The organism is Paenibacillus nasutitermitis (assembly GCF_014641075.1).
GTDB lineage: Bacteria > Bacillota > Bacilli > Paenibacillales > Paenibacillaceae > Paenibacillus_Z > Paenibacillus_Z nasutitermitis.
Genome location: NZ_BMHP01000003.1, coordinates 730,826 through 747,255, shown reverse-complemented (window position 1 = coordinate 747,255; position 16,430 = coordinate 730,826). Strand labels below are relative to the sequence as shown.

The 16,430-nt window shown below is 50.2% G+C and carries 12 protein-coding genes; 9 read left to right on the top strand and 3 right to left on the bottom strand.

Annotated elements, in window-relative coordinates:
- Positions 1 to 14 precede the first annotated feature (14 nt).
- From IEY46_RS22305 to IEY46_RS22280, 6 genes are all read left to right on the top strand, one after another.
- Positions 15 to 5,459, top strand: coding sequence for an S-layer homology domain-containing protein (locus tag IEY46_RS22305; RefSeq protein ID WP_188995155.1), 5,445 nt, complete (start codon positions 15 to 17; stop codon positions 5,457 to 5,459).
- 7 nt (positions 5,460 to 5,466) lie between these two features.
- On the top strand, positions 5,467 to 6,249 hold the full coding sequence (locus IEY46_RS22300; protein ID WP_188995153.1) for a phytanoyl-CoA dioxygenase family protein: 783 nt from the start codon (positions 5,467 to 5,469) through the stop codon (positions 6,247 to 6,249).
- A 113-nt stretch (positions 6,250 to 6,362) separates the two neighbouring features.
- On the top strand, positions 6,363 to 6,782 hold the full coding sequence (locus IEY46_RS22295; protein ID WP_188995151.1) for a GNAT family N-acetyltransferase: 420 nt from the start codon (positions 6,363 to 6,365) through the stop codon (positions 6,780 to 6,782).
- A gap of 230 nt (positions 6,783 to 7,012) precedes the next feature.
- On the top strand, positions 7,013 to 8,584 hold the full coding sequence (locus IEY46_RS22290; RefSeq protein ID WP_188995149.1) for an ABC-F family ATP-binding cassette domain-containing protein: 1,572 nt from the start codon (positions 7,013 to 7,015) through the stop codon (positions 8,582 to 8,584).
- 73 nt (positions 8,585 to 8,657) lie between these two features.
- The gene (locus IEY46_RS22285) at positions 8,658 to 10,214 is read left to right on the top strand and encodes an ABC-F family ATP-binding cassette domain-containing protein (RefSeq protein ID WP_188995146.1); all 1,557 of its coding nucleotides are present in this window, start codon (positions 8,658 to 8,660) and stop codon (positions 10,212 to 10,214) included.
- A 197-nt stretch (positions 10,215 to 10,411) separates the two neighbouring features.
- Entirely contained in the window at positions 10,412 to 10,900 is a 489-nt protein-coding gene (locus IEY46_RS22280; RefSeq protein ID WP_188995144.1) for a GyrI-like domain-containing protein, read from the top strand.
- 140 nt (positions 10,901 to 11,040) lie between these two features.
- Here IEY46_RS22280 and IEY46_RS22275 read toward each other — a convergent pair whose 3' ends face one another.
- Complete coding sequence (locus IEY46_RS22275; RefSeq protein ID WP_188995142.1) at positions 11,041 to 12,066, bottom strand: leucine-rich repeat domain-containing protein; 1,026 nt, start codon at positions 12,064 to 12,066, stop codon at positions 11,041 to 11,043.
- 143 nt (positions 12,067 to 12,209) lie between these two features.
- The gene (locus tag IEY46_RS22270; RefSeq protein WP_188995140.1) at positions 12,210 to 12,791 is read right to left on the bottom strand and encodes a hypothetical protein; all 582 of its coding nucleotides are present in this window, start codon (positions 12,789 to 12,791) and stop codon (positions 12,210 to 12,212) included.
- Positions 12,792 to 13,156: 365 nt separating this feature from the next.
- On the opposite strand from IEY46_RS22270, the gene IEY46_RS22265 reads away from it, so the two are divergent.
- A complete protein-coding gene (locus IEY46_RS22265; RefSeq protein ID WP_188995138.1) occupies positions 13,157 to 13,471 on the top strand; it encodes an alpha/beta fold hydrolase in 315 nt (104 codons plus the stop codon).
- 54 nt (positions 13,472 to 13,525) lie between these two features.
- Here the strand turns inward: IEY46_RS22265 and IEY46_RS22260 are convergent, their stop codons facing one another.
- Positions 13,526 to 14,848 (bottom strand): hypothetical protein, encoded by a 1,323-nt coding sequence (locus IEY46_RS22260; RefSeq protein ID WP_229750465.1) that lies wholly within the window; start codon positions 14,846 to 14,848, stop codon positions 13,526 to 13,528.
- 229 nt (positions 14,849 to 15,077) lie between these two features.
- On the opposite strand from IEY46_RS22260, the gene IEY46_RS22255 reads away from it, so the two are divergent.
- The gene (locus IEY46_RS22255) at positions 15,078 to 15,806 is read left to right on the top strand and encodes a demethylmenaquinone methyltransferase (protein ID WP_188995134.1); all 729 of its coding nucleotides are present in this window, start codon (positions 15,078 to 15,080) and stop codon (positions 15,804 to 15,806) included.
- A 140-nt stretch (positions 15,807 to 15,946) separates the two neighbouring features.
- A complete protein-coding gene (locus IEY46_RS22250) occupies positions 15,947 to 16,342 on the top strand; it encodes a hypothetical protein (RefSeq protein ID WP_188995132.1) in 396 nt (131 codons plus the stop codon).
- The last annotated feature ends 88 nt before the right edge of the window (positions 16,343 to 16,430 follow it).

The window sequence follows — 16,430 nt, the reverse complement described above, 5'->3', positions numbered from 1 at the left end:
GGAGGAATGATTATATGATGAGATCGAAACTTATTCCCGGTCTGCTTGCCGCAGTGATGCTGTTCTCCGTTCAGACCTACGCGCAGGCAGACCCTGCGGTGAACGATGTGGTCCGCACGACATTTCAGACGGGGGCTGGCGGGGAAGATGAGACATCGCATGTGCTGGCGGATTCCGTTATGGTCTATGTAAGCAACCCGGCATCGCTTGAATCGAAAATTGGCGCCTGGACAGGCAAAGGTTATCAGGTGGATGTAATGATGGCCGTGAACCGGGATATGAACGATTATGTGCCGGGAAATTTCGACGGCCAGAATCATGAGGACGAAATTCAGCTGGATAAAGACGGCAACCGTTTTACGCATCCGACCGCTGTTCATGTGCCTTATATGGTGCCTACGGAAAATTGGAACAAGTATGTTTACGAGCTGTCCCGCCGCAGTATCGAGGCGGGCGCCAAACGGATCGTCTTCGAGGAGCCCGATGTATTCCTCAAATCGGGGTATTCCGAAGCGTTCAAAAGAGAATGGCAGTCCTATTACGGGCAGCCGTGGGTCGCGCCGGATTCCTCCAGGGATGCGGAGTATAAGGCACAGAAGCTCAAGGTCTTTTTGAGCTACCGGACATTCAAGGAAGTGTCGGAAAAAATCAAAGCCCATTATCCCGGAACTGAGGTGCTGATTGCTTCCCATACGGGGATCAGCTATCTGATGTACGGAATCACGACGTCCAATTACGATTATTACAATATTCCGACGATTGACGGATATATCGGGCAGGTATGGAGCGATACCGCACTGGTGCCGGTCCCATACGCGGGAAAAAGCGAACGGCGGATATTTGAATCCGCTTACATCGATTATTCTTCGTTTGCCAACTTAAAGCTCGGCAATGACGGCAAACAGCTCTATGCACTGGCTGATCCCAAAGCGGACAGCAGCTCATATGGCTGGCAGGAATATGAAGATTTCTATAAAACAACGATCGCGGCGCAGCTGATGCAGCCGCAGTTCAAGCAATTTGAAGTGGTCCCGTGGGCGGAACGCGGCTTTGCCCAGGCGCCGGGGCCTTACAAAACGGTGCAAACAAACGTCTTTCGCGCGCTGCAGGATATGTACGACAAACCGGCAAGCGTTGAAGCAGGGACTTCGGGAATCGGCGTGCTGTATTCGGATACCATTTCACAAATGGCTTCGTCTGGCAGTGTAAACTCTTTCTATGGTCCGATGGTGCCGCTCGTGGCCAAGGGGCTTCCGATACAGGTCATTCCGGTGGAGAATTTAACGAAACCGGAAGCGTTGTCCACTACAAAGGTGTTGTTCGCCAGCTACGATGTCTGGAAAGCGGTTGACGGAAACGGCAGTCCGCAAACCGGCAATAAAGTGAATGAAGCGATCCGCGATTGGGTGAATGGGGGCGGTGTACTTGTTTATACCGGCGGATCGGGCGCCAGCGACAGCCTGTCCGAATGGTGGCAGGGTCAGAATCTGCCGTCGCCGAAGCAGGACCTGTGGAATAAGCTCGGATTGGCCGTTAACAATGAGCAAACCTCCACAGGGGTCGCGGACGTGGAGCTGCAGGCGGCGTCCGGAGGAGACGGAGCTTTTGGCGGACGCGAATCGGTTGTCATTCCCCGTAATTTCACCGTCACAACGGCTGACCTTGGAGCGGGGGCGGTTCCGTTATATACAGCGGGCGGGAAAGCTGCCGCGTACGAGCAGCCTGTCGGCAGCGGAAAAGTGATTGTACTGGGCGTGACGCCTGCGTATTTCGCTGCCAGTCAGACAGCTTCCCAGCTTGTCCGCGATATAGCCAAATATGCAGTGGAGCAGGCGGGGGAAACCTATACGGAAACGAATGTAATGAAGGCCGTACGTGGCCCTTATACGGCGATCCAAACGCTGGAGCAGCCGGCGCAGATTCAGCTGCAGGGCTCTTATATCAACCTGTTCGACGATCGGCTCCCGGTTGTCGGGGGCATGACGGAAATGCTGGCGGAATCCAGCATGCTGCTGCTTGATATCTCCGGCAAAGCGGCGGTAAAACCGGAAATCCTGTTCGCCAGCGGCAGCTTGACGGATGTTGAGGAAATGCCGGACAAAACGGAATTTACGTTATCCGGGACCCCGAATTCGCGGGCCAGCACGAGAATTGGCTCACCTGCCGGCGTGTATCCGCAGGCCGTGGAGGGGACCGATAAGAACGGCAGCCCGGTAACCGTATCCTGGGAATGGGAGAATGGCTCGAATACGCTGCTTATCAGGCATGACCACCGCAAGGACGGTGTGAAAATCAGCGTGCAATGGTCCGATGCGCCGGTCGGGGATGCGATTCCGGTCGATTTCACGGACAAAATCGTCAAAACGAACCAGGACAATCTGGATGCCGCATATGTGGTGAAAAATACCGGCGGCGCGATCGCGGATTTCCGGTTTATGGATCATGACGCAGAGCTGGTCTACGGGTTCGATTTGAACCAGTACGCGAACGCGCGTGTTTCACTTGATGTCGCAAACAATTATATCATCAGCGTCTCGCCAGATAATGTGAGCTGGACGGAGTTGTACAGAGCGCCGGTCGAACGGGGGCGGGCGATAAAGACCATCGATTTGTCCGCCTATGCCGCTGAAGGCAGCAGCGTTTACGTCAAGATGGAGAATGCCGATAAAACGACAGGCAACGGGCCGGTTATCTATGGCTTCGCTCTTAGTTATGAACAGCGCATTGCGCCGTTTACGGTACGTACCAATCGCTCTCTGGAGCTTGAGCCTGGTCAGACAAGGTCGCTTCAGCTTGCGATTACGAACCGCGATCCCGAGCCGCGGAATGTGGACATGACCTTATCGGAGAACGCAGAAACGCAGCTGCTGTCCTTCAGGACGGGAACAGAAGGGGAAAACACGTATCTGTTTGCGGACAGCGGATCGGAGCTGGCCGGCGACGGGAGCAGATACGCCGATTCGGATCATTATTTTGTCTATCGGCTGCCTGTTACGCAGGAGATGATCGAGCCGGTAGCGAAGTTAACGTTGGCGAACCGCTTCGAGGTCTCCTTCTCTACGGACGGGGAGAATTGGGTGGTTGCCGATGTCGAGAGCCAGCCGGTCGTGGGGCAAAGCAACCAGGCGGAACGCAGCTATCCGCTTAGCCCTTACGTCAGTGACAGCGGATCTGTATACGTGAAAATCGGAAACAGCCAAAAGGCGGGCGGCTGGGGCGGCATGCTGCAGAAGCTTGTACTGACCGCGCAGGGCGCCGGGCAATTATCAGCTGCATTCCCGGACAATAACATCGTGCTACTCCCGCACCAGACGCGTTTGATTCGTGTCGAGGTGACGGCAGATGCCGGTATTCAGACCGCGCAGCCTGCCCAGATGATCCGCTTCTCATCCGGTGAGGCGGCTACGGAATTTATGCTGCCAGTCAACATCAGCTTTACCAAGCCGGAATATCAGGCTGCATGGGCTGCCTCCCCGGTTACGGTCGACGGCCAGGCTGACGGGAATGAATGGAGCGATGCACAGACCATCGAGATTAGCGGATCTGCGCCTGACATTCTGCGTTTCGGCAAGATTTGGGGCGATTCCGGCAGCTTGAAAGCAAAGTACCGGATGAAATGGGATGCCCAGAATCTGTACGTGCTCGAGGAGCGGGAAGACAGTGCTTTCGCTTTCACCGAGACGGGAGCTACGATGTATGTGTCGACTGCCTCGATGCTTTTCCTGGATATCGATCACAACAAGAACGGGGCGACGTATGGCTCGGGGGATTATGCCGTATTCTTTACGCCGAGCGGTCCGGATTCCCAGCCACATGTCTTTATGCGACGGGGCGGCGACTCCGGCAAGGAGGAAGAAGCGCTGACCAGCGCTGTCATCGAATCATCCGTTGATCAGGCAGCGCATAAATATACTGTGGAAATGGCAATCCCTTGGAGCGCGCTGCAAACGGTCCCATTCGTACCCGCCAATGATACAAAGGTGGGAATGACGGTTGCCGCTACCCGGAATGCCGGACCCGGGATCTGGGGCCAGGTCATGTGGGTAGGAGACGGTGACGACCAGTCCAAATGGGCCGATATGAAGTTTATCGGCAAACCTGACGGCGGAGAAGGTGGCAATGGCGGCTCCGGCGGAGAAGAAGGAACTGGTGGCAATGGCGGTTCGGGCGGAGAAGAAGGAACCGGAGGCAATGGCGGCTCTGGCGGAGAAGAAGGAACCGGGGGCAATGGCGGTTCGGGCGGAGAAGAGGGAACCGGAGGCAATGGCGCTTCTGGCGGAGATGGAGGAACCGGAGCTCCTTCAGGGAACGGCAGTCCGGTCGGTTCAGCTGCAGGGACGGATGGATCATCTTCTGTGCTGAAGATAAGCCTTGATGAAATTCGGAGCATGCTGGGGCTAAGCAGTCTTGTTCTAACAATGAACGAATCCGGAGGCAGAGTGGAGCTGACGCTGCAGGCTGGCAGTGTGCTTGAGAATCAGGTGGTGCAGGTGAATGCCGGAAGCTTCTCCGCATCCTTCCCGGCAGCTCTGCTCCGGGCATTGACCTCTCAGCATGAATCGGCAGCAGAGGGTACGCTATCTCTCTTGCTCAACCGTATCAGCGATGAACAGGCAGCTGAGAAGATGAAGCAGGCGGCTGTTCCGGGACAGGTTAATCTAAAGCTCCAGTCTCCCCTGTTTGAAGTGGGAGCGGAGGTCTCAACCGGTGGCCGGACATCGTCAGCGGAACATTTTACCGAGCCGGTGAAGCTTGCGTTCGAGCGAATGGCAGCAGACAAGGTCGGACCGGTCTATCTGTACAGGATTTCGCCCGATGGCAAACTAACCTATATCCCGGCTGATATTGAAAATAACAAGTATACGGCTGAGATTACCGAACCGGGCATGTATGCGCTTCTTGAATATGACATCCGCTATGAAGATGTGCCTTCCGAATATTGGGCTTACGAGGTGCTGCGCGATCTGAGCGCCCGTCAGATTGTCGAAGGCACGCCAAGCGGCCGCTTCGAGCCGAAGGGGGATGTGACCCGGGCGGAATTTGCCGCCATGCTGGTACGTGCGTTCGATCTGGAGGCCGGAACGAATGCGGGATTTGCCGACGTGCCGGAAGACAGCTGGTATGCCGATCCGGTAGCAGCTGCGTTTAGGGCAGGTATCATTACGGGGATAACGACTGAGGAATTTGGTCCCAATCAAGTCATAACCCGCGAACAGATGGCTGTCATGCTGGTAAGGTCTTTGCTCCATCATGCGCCTGATGAAATGGCGGGAGAAGGGCATTCCGTCTTCAAGGATATGAGGAAGATCAGCGGCTGGGCGAGCGAAGCTGTGAACGAAGCGATTCGGCTGCAGCTTATCCAGGGAAGGGCCGATGGAAGCTTCGCGCCGCTCGATTCGGCTACCCGGGCCGAAAGCGCCCAATTGATCTACAACGGGCTAAACAGATTGAAAGGATGATGACTGCATGAATGAATCAGGTCTGAAAGCCTTAAAAAAGCAATACGATGAGGAAGGTTATGCCGTATTTGAAAATGTGCTGGATGCCGGGTTAATGGCGGAAGCCAAAGAGCATATCGAATGGTTGATGCGCAAATATCCGGGCGTCCGTCCCGAGCAGCTGGGCAATATGTACATTACGGACGATCCGTTCTGGGTGAGGCTGATCGGCGATGACCGTCTGCTCGATATTGCCGAGCAGTTTATCGGACCGGATATTGCGCTGTTCGCTTCGCATTATATCAGCAAGCCGCCTTTTGACGGCAAGCCGGTTCTGTGGCACCAGGACGGGAGCTACTGGCCGCTTGAGCCGATGAATGTGATTACGCTGTGGCTTGCAGTTGACGATTCGCTGCCGGAAAATGGCTGTATGCGCGTTATTCCCGGCACACAGACGATGAATCTGCATGAAATGAAGCGGTACACGGATGTGGACAGCGTACTGGAATCGGAAGTGGATCCCGCCCTAGTTGAAGAATCCAAAGCGGTGGATCTTGTGCTGAAGTCGGGAAGCGTCTCGGTGCATCATCCCAATATCATTCATGGGTCGGAAGCCAACCACTCCCCTTTGCGCCGCTGCGGCTTGACGATTCGCTACATTCCGACCAGCACGAGGATCAAGGCGGAAACCTGGCCGAGCGCTTTTCTGCTCCGGGGAGAAGCGGTTCCCGGCATTAATGAATATCTGCCGAAGCCGCGGTATATCGAGGGAGTTCATATGCCTTTCAAAGGTCAAGAGGATTGGGTCTAGTACGGCTCTCGTATAATCGGTAACCGTATTCATGATAGTTAACCTGGTCGCAAATCAACAAATCAAGCTGCTCGGCGTTCATTTTGCCGTCTGCGTTTTAAAGGTGATCTGATATGAATGAATTATGTATTCAGACTTGTTCAAATGAAGACCTGGACTTGCTTGCGGTTTTAAACAAGCAGCTTATTGAGGACGAACAGTATGACAATCAAATGAATATGGAGCAATTGAAAGAGAGAATGCAAGGTTTTATAAATACAGACTACAATGCGTATCTATTTAAGGAAAAGAACGAAATAAAAGGTTATGCTTTAATAAACCATGCAAGGGAGCCCTTATATCTCAGGCAGTTCTTTATTTGTAGAGATAGTCGAAGACAGGGATATGGAAAAACGGCTTTCACGAAGTTGATTGATTTATTAGGAACGCATCAAATCGATATTGAAGTGATGTCCTGGAATGAAAGAGGACATCAGTTCTGGAAGTCGCTGGGCTTTAATGAAAGAAGTGTGTATATGCGATTGGAAGACTAGAGGAGCTTCTCTCGAGTTGACTGCAATCGACCTTCAGCAGGCTGCAATCAACAGTGTTGATTGCAGCCTGTTTGGTATACCCTTACAGGTACATCGTGTAGCGCTGCATATACGACAGGAGGATGCAGATTTTGCAAAAGGTAGGAATGAACCGGCACATTGACGTATACTGGGAACATTAGTCTCGTTATCCGTCTATTAGACGGATGAAGCATAGAAGGGTGATAGTCATGAGTGTGATTCGGTTGGAGAATGTGACCAAGAAATACGAAGAGTCGATGATCCTGCGCGACATTTATTTTCGATTGAACAAGGATGAACGGATCGGCCTTATTGGACGGAACGGCGCCGGCAAGTCAACGGTGTTCAAGCTGATTCTGGGCCAAGAAGAGCCCACTTCCGGAAAAGTGGACATCGATCCCCAGGTTAAAATAGGGTACTTCTCGCAATTCTCGGAAATGCGCGGCAGCTTGTCCGTTCAGCAGGAACTGGAAATGTGCTTCGAGCAAGTTGCTCTTATTGAGCGTGAGCTGCGGGAAGTGGGGGAACAGCTGGGTCTGGTTGCCGATGACGGCGAGATGGATAGACTGCTCACAAGGCAGGCCGAGCTTTTCGAACAGATGGAGCATCTGGATGGCTGGAACGTTTCCGTCGAAATTGACACGGTGCTGACAAGGCTTGGATTCAATGAGCGGTCGCGCAATCAGCCGATTGATGAATTATCCGGAGGCTGGAGAAATCGCGCGGCGCTCGCCAAGATGTTAATTCAGCTCCCCGATGTCGTCCTGCTCGACGAACCGACGAACTATCTGGACCTGGAAGGCATAGCCTGGCTGGAGCAGTGGCTTTACCGGTTCAAGGGGGCCATGATTCTGGTGTCCCATGACAGGCAGTTTATAGACAAGGTGGTCACGCGGACGATCGAGATCGAGAACTATCATTTTCAGGAATATGAAGGGAATTACACCGATTACGTCCGCAAAAAGAAGATGCGCAAAAAAGAGCTGGACCGCCAATTCGAGTGGGAGGAAGAGCTTCTGCTCATGGAATCCGAAGCGATAGACAGCCGCGCAAGCAGAAAGACGCCGAAAGATAGTCTCTCCCGCAAGCTGGCTGATAATAAGAAGCGGATCGAGCCGCATCCCGTGAACGTTCTGATCACCGATATTTATGAGCGGCTGCGTTTTCCGGACAAGCTCTGTGAAGTGAAGAGCATCGGGCAGACTTATGAAGACCGGATTATCTTTCAGGACATCAGCTTTGATCTTCAGAAAGAAGACCGCCTGGTCATTGCGGGTCCTAACGGAAGCGGGAAGTCGACGCTCATTAAGGTGCTTACGGGGCAGGAGAGCCCCTTATCCGGCGAGGTGAGCTGGGAGAAGGGCGTCAGCTATGCGTATTTCAACCGGATGTGGGAGGAGCTTAATGCCAAGGATACCGTCAGCCACACGGTGAATACGTACGGATTGGGACTGGACGCGCCGCGAAAAAAGGTCAACAAATTTCTGTCGATGCTGCAATTCTCGGAGATGGATCTCAGCAAAACGATCGGCAGCCTGTCCGGTGGGCAGAAGGCCCGGGTCGCGCTCGCCAAATGCCTGCTTTCGGGCGCAGCCGTTATTATACTGGATGAGCCGACCAACCATCTGGATCTGACAAGCATTCAGGTCATGGAGCAGGCGCTGATCCATTTTCCCGGCGCGGTTGTGACGGTCAGCCATGACCGTTTCTTTATCGATAAGATCGGGACAAAAATGCTGACCTTCGACCCGGAGTCAGGTATCAGCCTGCAGAATTTGTAGGAATTCGGCATTGAGCTCGGGCCCCTTTAACGCTTATAATCGAGAGTATTACACAAAGAAAAGGTGTTAAGTTATGAGTATATTGAATGTAGAACGACTGAGCCACGGCTTTGGAGACCGCGCTATCTTCAATGACGTATCCTTCCGCTTGCTGAAGGGTGAGCATATTGGACTTATTGGCGCCAACGGCGAGGGCAAGTCAACTTTTATGAACATCATTACAGGCAAGCTTCAGCCGGATGACGGCAAGGTAGAATGGTCCAAGCGTATGCGTGTAGGCTATCTGGATCAACATGCGGTGTTGACCAAGGGGATGACGATCCGCGATGCGCTGAGAGGGGCCTTTCAATACCTGTTCGATATGGAGCAGGAGATGAACGATATGTATGGCCGGATGGGCGATGTGACGCCGGAGGAGCTGGAACAGCTGCTTGAGGATGTGGGCACCATTCAAGATACACTGACGAACCAGGATTTTTATCTGATCGACTCGAAGGTCGATGAAACCGCACGCGGTCTGGGGCTGACAGATATCGGGCTGGACAAGGATGTTGCCGACCTCAGCGGAGGACAACGGACCAAGGTGCTGCTGGCGAAGCTCCTGCTTGAGAAACCAGAAGTTCTGCTGCTGGATGAGCCGACCAACTATTTAGACGAGCAGCATATCGACTGGTTGAGGCGGTACCTGCAGGAATACGAGAATGCGTTCATTCTGATCTCGCATGATATTCCTTTCCTTAATAGCGTTATTAACTTGATTTACCATATGGAAAATCAGGAGCTCAATCGTTACGTTGGCGATTACGAGCATTTCCAGCAGGTACATGAAATGAAGAAGCAGCAGCTGGAATCGGCATTTAAGCGGCAGCAGCAGGAAATCGCAGATTTGAAGGATTTCGTTGCCCGCAACAAAGCAAGCGTAGCGACGCGGAACATGGCGATGTCCCGCCAGAAGAAGCTGGATAAGATGGAAGTCATCGAGATCGCCAAGGAGAAACCCAAGCCGCAATTTGCCTTCAAGGTGGGAAGAACGTCCGGCAAGCTTATTTTTGAGACCAAAGATCTTGTCATCGGCTACGACAGCCCGTTGTCCCGTCCGCTTGATTTGCGTATGGAGCGTGGGCAGAAGATTGCGCTTGTCGGCGCGAACGGTATCGGAAAGACAACGCTGCTGCGCAGTATCCTGGGGGAAATTCAAGCTATCTCGGGTTCGGTGCAGCGGGGCGAGCATCAACAGGTCGGCTATTTTGAACAGGAAATTAAGGACAGCAACTACAACACCTGTATTGAGGAAATCTGGAATGAGTTTCCGTCCCTTTCGCAATTTGAGGTCCGCGCTGCTCTGGCGAAATGCGGCCTTACGACCAAGCATATCGAGAGCAAGATTGCGGTACTCAGCGGGGGCGAGAAGGCCAAGGTTCGCCTGTGCAAGCTGATTAACAGGGAAACGAATCTGCTCGTGCTCGATGAGCCGACCAATCATTTGGACGTCGATGCCAAGGATGAGCTGAAGCGTGCGCTTCAGGCGTACAAAGGCAGCATTTTGCTTATTTCTCACGAACCGGAATTTTACCGCGATGTCGTAACGGAAACATGGAATTGTGAATCCTGGACGACGAAGGTATTCTAAGCATCACCTTCCAGAAGCCTGTCCGATCGAATGCGATTGGACAGGCTTTTTGTGAACTTTTTAGCTGTGGCTTCGAGTGTCAATTCGTTCAATTGCTCTATACATTGGAGTTGTTGGAATGATATAGTTAGTTTGTAATATTTGGAATTTTTACATAGACGAATACGTCAGGAGAAACTACTCGATGGGGTGATTAAATGAAGGTGGAAATCGTAGAGACCAAGAAGATAACGACATTTGTCGGTGTTCGGGCAACGGAATATTTTTCTGATCTGGGCAATGGCATCAATCGTGCATTCACTGAATTAGTTAACCGGAAAGATGAGATTCGTCATATTAAAAATCCCGATGCGACCTATGGTATTACGCCGCCAAATTATAAAGGAAACCCGGGGCAGGTCGACTTTTATTGCTGCTATGAAGTAGAACCGATCGCGAATGTGCCCCATGGGATGGTACATCTGCATGTCTTGCCGCGACTCTATTCGCTTACCTACTATGTAGGACCCATCAGCAAGACAGGAAACGCCTATGATTTTACATCGAAGTGGATGGGCGAGAATGGTTATACCTATGATGATGTGGAGTATTATTTCGAGAAGTATGATGGCAATACCATTAGAGATCACGATGATGATCAGAATGAAATCAAGATTTATTGTCCCGTAAAGAAGATAGCTGATTAGAAGAATAGATTAATTAAACGGTGTTGGCAAAACGTTTTTTTGGTGCTGTATAACCGGATATTTAATCCTGATGCAAAATTAAAAAGCGACAAAACCCCGCTCAGAAAGCGGGTTCTCATCTTTTTTATGCAAAGGTACGCTTACATCAGAATGTGGGAAAGATGCACGAGACCCATGGAGGGTATCCGCTTTTCATCAGGAATATTCTCGTAGAGAAGCTGCTCTTTACCCGCCTCATACATTCGCTTGCGCAGAGCGGCAATCCGGCCTTTATGGGGGTCGATAAAACGAAAGTCTACCTGCCGCAGACCGCACATTTCTGTCAAGCCACCAAAAGCTTCCGCCTTTAATCCCGTATGTATGTCTTTTAGGTCCAGAACCTCCAACCGCTGTGCGGTCCACAGGTTATTAATCTCCTTCAATGATTTCATGAAATCCAGCTCAAGCTGCCGGAGATCCTTCATGCTTGAGAAATCGCACAGCCGCTCGACTTTGGGCAGCGACAGGTGAAGATAAGCCAGTTTGTGCAGGGCTCCCAGCGCATCAATATTGGTCAGACCTCGGACGGTGGACAACCTCAGCATCCTTATATTGGAATCAGCGAGCACTTCCAGCGAACCTTTTAACGTGCAGCTGTCTAGTGCCAGATACTCCATCAGCGGCAGGTCTGCAACAAAATCCAGCTGGTCAATCGCACAATTCAGGACAAGTGTATCCAGCCTCATGCAGTCTGCAATCGGCTCCAAGGCTTCGAATTTACCACTGAGCGAAAGGTACCGTAACTGTTTATAATGTCGGATGAAATCAAGATTTTGCGGTTTTTGTGAGCGTATATTCAGAAAATCCATACGATTCAGCGCGCTTAACAGAGTCAGATCCTGCTGCTGCTGGAGATCCAGCTGCAAAGCGGCGACATGCTTTAAGCCTGCGAGTGACGTCAGGAATTTTTCCGTATAGCGGCCTTTATCCTCTCTATTGCTTATATGCAAAATCAGATCCGGCCGTTTGGAAAACACCCGTTCATCCAGCTTCAGCAGATCGTCCGTTTCATCGGTCCCGACCACAAAGCTAATGGCAGCCCGGTTCCGCAGCTGTTTGACAGCGCTATTCATTTTCTCCAAGTTCCAGGGAACCCCGCTCATTGAAGCAGCCCACGGTTCACTCATACATGGTCATCCTCCATTCTTCGAAATGTTATTCGTTCATTGTAAATGAAGAGGATCAGCTTGCAAAGTAAAAGAGTTGAATGTGAAGCTGATTGCCGGCAGCTTGCCGCAAGGGCAAGAACTTCTGTTGACCTTTGACTATTTTACTTGTTATTTGCAACGAGGTTTTTTAATTTAGTATCAAAATCTTCAAGATTGTATTTCCTTATCTGCTTGTTTTCAAGGACATCGACTTGGTTATCGTTAACTTTTAGCACTCCTTGTGCTCCCCAGGAATGTCCGGATTGGTTAAGAAAAATGACAACTTCATCGCCTTCCTGAGGAAATCCGCCGTCAGGCTCAACAATGCGGTCGGAGAGCTCGCCGCCTTCCTCCCAGTAGATTATGGTCTTCTTTTTTTCTTTATCTTTAATCGTATCCATTACTTCAATCGTAACCGGAGTTTCCACGCTTTCTAGGAATTTGCCTTCATTCTCTTTTGTTACATCAATTTCTGTGGAGACGGGGATTTTGACAATTTGAGTTTTGCCCCGTTTCTTGACAATTCCATGAGCAACGACATCTGCTCGACCCACGAGATCCTCCATTTCGACATACGGATAGGATGCCATGTTTGGAATGACCGGTTTTAAGATTTTGTCCGATTGGCCGAGAAAGGGGTAGTAAATTCCTGCGGCTATACATGCCGTTAGTACGGTACCTGTGACAATGAGTTTTTTAATCATAATTCCCCCCCCCTTTTTTTTACCAATATATGTTACGAGCTGCCATTTACAGTATAGAAATCGTTGACTACATCCGTATCGGTTATGGATAGTTGCGGGAGATTTGTGGCTGTGTCCGAAGTGTTGAGGTCGGGGACATTGTTCCAAGAAGTCATAGCGGCTTGAATCGGAGTTTTCCAGGTGTCATTGAAAGGCACGTTAAATTTGATGCTCGCGGTTTTTGATGCCCACTTGTACGGTAAACTTTTGGCGTACACCGAACTAATGTAAGACGAAGTTACCTCGACCGTCTATAGTATGGATGGCTACTTTCCCTATATTGTCGAAGGACTTAAACAGGCTTCAGCAGAAGGTTTCCATCACTAATGAAGCAAGAATACGAACATGTAGCCCCGCATCCTGAAAACTGGCCCAGTCTTATCGCCAAAGGCGCAGAGATGGCTAATAACGCAGATAAAGGGGATTTTCTAGAACAGACGCAGCTGCAACAAATGACTGCGCCCGTCCTGGTCGTCATTGGAGACAATGCTATTATTCGCCCAGAATACGCCAATGAGATGGCAGAATTGCTTGACACCAAACTAGTCGTGGTAGCTGGTGATCATGCTTCATATATTGCTAGCAATCCGCAGCCTTTGCTCGGTCATCTAAATCATTTTTTTGAGCTATCAACCCGTTAACAAGTAATGCCCCCGCCCATCCATCCACCCTTCCTGGTGCCACCTACATAGGAATTAGTATTTTCCTTTTAGATAGGTGATCTCTTTATCGTTTACAATGATAGTCCCCTTATCGTCCGTATCGCTCCTTTGGTGATCGGAAGTAACGGTTGCGCTGGGCGGGATGGAAGCAACGGTGTCCAATTTCTCCTTGTTCTTTATATCATAGAGATAATAAGAAACATCCTTCACCTTTAGACCGGCATGTTCCGCTTCTTGGAGCTCTACGGTATAGGATTTCATCACGGCGACATTGGCGTCCATCCATCCCGCAACTTCCAACGCCGCTCCCTCACGCCCGCTTCCAGCCTGAATGGATCCAATAGGGAGTCCATCGGGGTTATAGAAGTTGATTTGTTGAGGAGCTATTTTCAAATAATCGATATCGATTGCAAGAATCCGGTTCTGTTCGTCCTCTGCTTGATCCATCCAGGCAATCGTGCCCGCGGGATTCCATTTTATTTTCTCAGAAGGAATGTGTTGTCCCGATGGCAGCGGTACAGAATGAAGCGGGATGCCTTTATTATTATAAAAGGTCAATTGGCCGCTCTCGTCATCATGTACAAACCTCTCCAAGGTTGGCGAGAGGAACAGAGATGGCGCCCCGGTCGTTGAATGGGGGATAACGCGATATTTCAGAGGATGGATATCGTCCTTCCCTGTCTTCAGATCAAAGATCCATACATTCCCCAGGTAACTCTGCATGAATAATTTTTGCTCATCGGCTTTCCATTGGAGCTTGTAGATGTAATCGTAGTCGTCCGTAAGCGGCCAGAAGTCTTCCCGAAGCCGTTCGATTGTTCCCGTAACCACATTATAGGAGGACAAATGATATTGCCCTCCTTCTTCTGTCAGCTCCGATTCCAAAAATAATAGATGATCTTCATCCAACGGAATCAGCATATTATAACTGCGTATGAATGCATTGTTCCAGCGATTATTGGAATTGCTCAACTGATCGCTCCATTTCACTTGTACTTCGTCCGTAGAAGGATCATGGGCCACCAAAGCGTTAATTGCGTTGTGCTCGCCATAGAAGAAATGAATGGTGTGATACGAGACCCCCTTCAACTCAATGACAGGTCCGCCGCTTAATAGATAATTATTTTCCGATAGGCCAATCGGCTTGGCAACAAGATCTCCATTAGAGTCTCGCTCCGTTTTAAATTCCAAACCCTTATAGCGTTCAGTTTGAGCATTAAGGTCGAGTTGGGGTTGAGCATTGAGATCGACTAGGGGTTGATCCTTCTTCATATCTTTATTGGCCGAATCGGCGGCGCATCCAATGAGGGTCGCTGAAAGGACAGTTAAGAGGAGGAGGAGATGTATCTTCTTCATAATCGGCACCTTCCCTATTTTTCTAACTTTATTGACGCCTGATGGAGGATAAGGTTGCACAATGGCAAGAAGGAGATACCTCCATAATAGGAACGGCCCAGTTTATTCACAAAGTGTCTACATGGCCATATCTATTATTGAGAATAGGAGCGTGATACAATTATTGTAAATCGCCTTGTGAGAAGCGAAGTCAGGCAAGGACGAAGGCGTTAGAAGAAAGGTGAGATCAATGACCACGCAACAGTCGGAATCCAAGGAAGAATTTGTTCACTCCTTATTCGAGAAGATTGCTCCGAAATACGATTTCATGAATGATCTGATCAGCTTTCGCAGACATAAGGCATGGAGAAAGTACACGATGAACAAGATGAATGTGGAGCCGGGAAGTACGGCCATCGACCTATGCTGCGGCACATGTGATTGGACCATTGATCTGGCGCGGGATAGCGGGACGGGACATATGGTGGGGTTGGATTTCAGCCAGAATATGCTCGATCATGGCGCTACTAAAATACGCGAGCAAGGATTGGAAAAGCAAATCACACTAGTTCGAGGCAATGCCATGCAGCTGCCGTATGAAGACAATACCTTCGATTATGCCACAATAGGGCTTGCGCTGCGCAACGTGCCGGATTTGGTGACCGTTATCGAGGAAATGCAAAGGGTAGTAAAACCTGGCGGCATGGTTGTTTCATTAGAGTTGTCGAAGCCAACATGGCAGCCATTTAAAGGACTCTATTATTTTTATTTCCGACATATTTTACCGCTGGTCGGTAAATTCGCAGCCAACAGCCATGAGCAGTACAAATGGTTACCCGAATCATTGACTCACTTTCCTGATCACAAGCAGCTGGCCGGTATTTTCAGACAAACTGGGCTCACGGCTGTACAAGCACATCCGCTCGCGGGAGGCATTGCGGCACTTCACATCGGATTCAAGAAGCAGGTAAATCAATAGATTTATAAGCCCCAACGATGTCACTGGAAATACCATTTAAAAGTTACACCTTATCTGCAAAAATTACTCTTTAAACAAGCTCCCGTATCGTATTACTATATAAATGAAATCGCTTACAAACGATATAGGGAGTGATAATGATGAGAAGAAGAAAAAGGTTGATTGCCGTAGTTATTTCCTTATCGGCGATGTTATCAACCGGCCTGCCCGCTGGTGCAGCGGGAACAGGAAAATTTGAGATCGGAGGATATTGGCAACCGCCAATCCGCATACCGATTGATTATAACAATAATACAAATTGGGCTAATATCGCCGCAAACGGTATTGATTTCATCAACCAAATGCGATTAAATCCCGGAGATGTCGTGAACAAAGCCGATAACGAAACCGGCCTTGCATACAGCACGGCCAATAATGTGAAACTGCTCCTTACCGATTCCAGCATAAGCGATAAAATGACCTACACGGCAGCCGATTATACGGCCTTGCAAAATGCGTTGATCCCCTATCTTGGCGATACCCGCGTGAAGGGCTGAAAGCTGCTAACGGTAAATAATCAGGCAGAATCCGTCTAACGACAAAAAAAATGCAGCCGCTATCCACGAGGATACCGGCTGCATGTTG

What these genes read in the sequence shown, in the direction of transcription:
- IEY46_RS22305 (WP_188995155.1), top strand. Translation starts at nt 15, where the DNA reads ATGATGAGATCGAAACTTATTCCCGGTCTGCTTGCCGCAGTGATGCTG.
- IEY46_RS22265 (WP_188995138.1), top strand. Translation starts at nt 13,157, where the DNA reads ATGAAGCAAGAATACGAACATGTAGCCCCGCATCCTGAAAACTGGCCC.
- IEY46_RS22295 (WP_188995151.1), top strand. Translation starts at nt 6,363, where the DNA reads ATGAATGAATTATGTATTCAGACTTGTTCAAATGAAGACCTGGACTTG.
- IEY46_RS22260 (WP_229750465.1), bottom strand. Translation starts at nt 14,848, where the DNA reads ATGAAGAAGATACATCTCCTCCTCCTCTTAACTGTCCTTTCAGCGACC.
- IEY46_RS22250 (WP_188995132.1), top strand. Translation starts at nt 15,947, where the DNA reads ATGAGAAGAAGAAAAAGGTTGATTGCCGTAGTTATTTCCTTATCGGCG.
- IEY46_RS22300 (WP_188995153.1), top strand. Translation starts at nt 5,467, where the DNA reads ATGAATGAATCAGGTCTGAAAGCCTTAAAAAAGCAATACGATGAGGAA.
- IEY46_RS22255 (WP_188995134.1), top strand. Translation starts at nt 15,078, where the DNA reads ATGACCACGCAACAGTCGGAATCCAAGGAAGAATTTGTTCACTCCTTA.
- IEY46_RS22285 (WP_188995146.1), top strand. Translation starts at nt 8,658, where the DNA reads ATGAGTATATTGAATGTAGAACGACTGAGCCACGGCTTTGGAGACCGC.
- IEY46_RS22290 (WP_188995149.1), top strand. Translation starts at nt 7,013, where the DNA reads ATGAGTGTGATTCGGTTGGAGAATGTGACCAAGAAATACGAAGAGTCG.
- IEY46_RS22275 (WP_188995142.1), bottom strand. Translation starts at nt 12,066, where the DNA reads ATGAGTGAACCGTGGGCTGCTTCAATGAGCGGGGTTCCCTGGAACTTG.
- IEY46_RS22270 (WP_188995140.1), bottom strand. Translation starts at nt 12,791, where the DNA reads ATGATTAAAAAACTCATTGTCACAGGTACCGTACTAACGGCATGTATA.
- IEY46_RS22280 (WP_188995144.1), top strand. Translation starts at nt 10,412, where the DNA reads ATGAAGGTGGAAATCGTAGAGACCAAGAAGATAACGACATTTGTCGGT.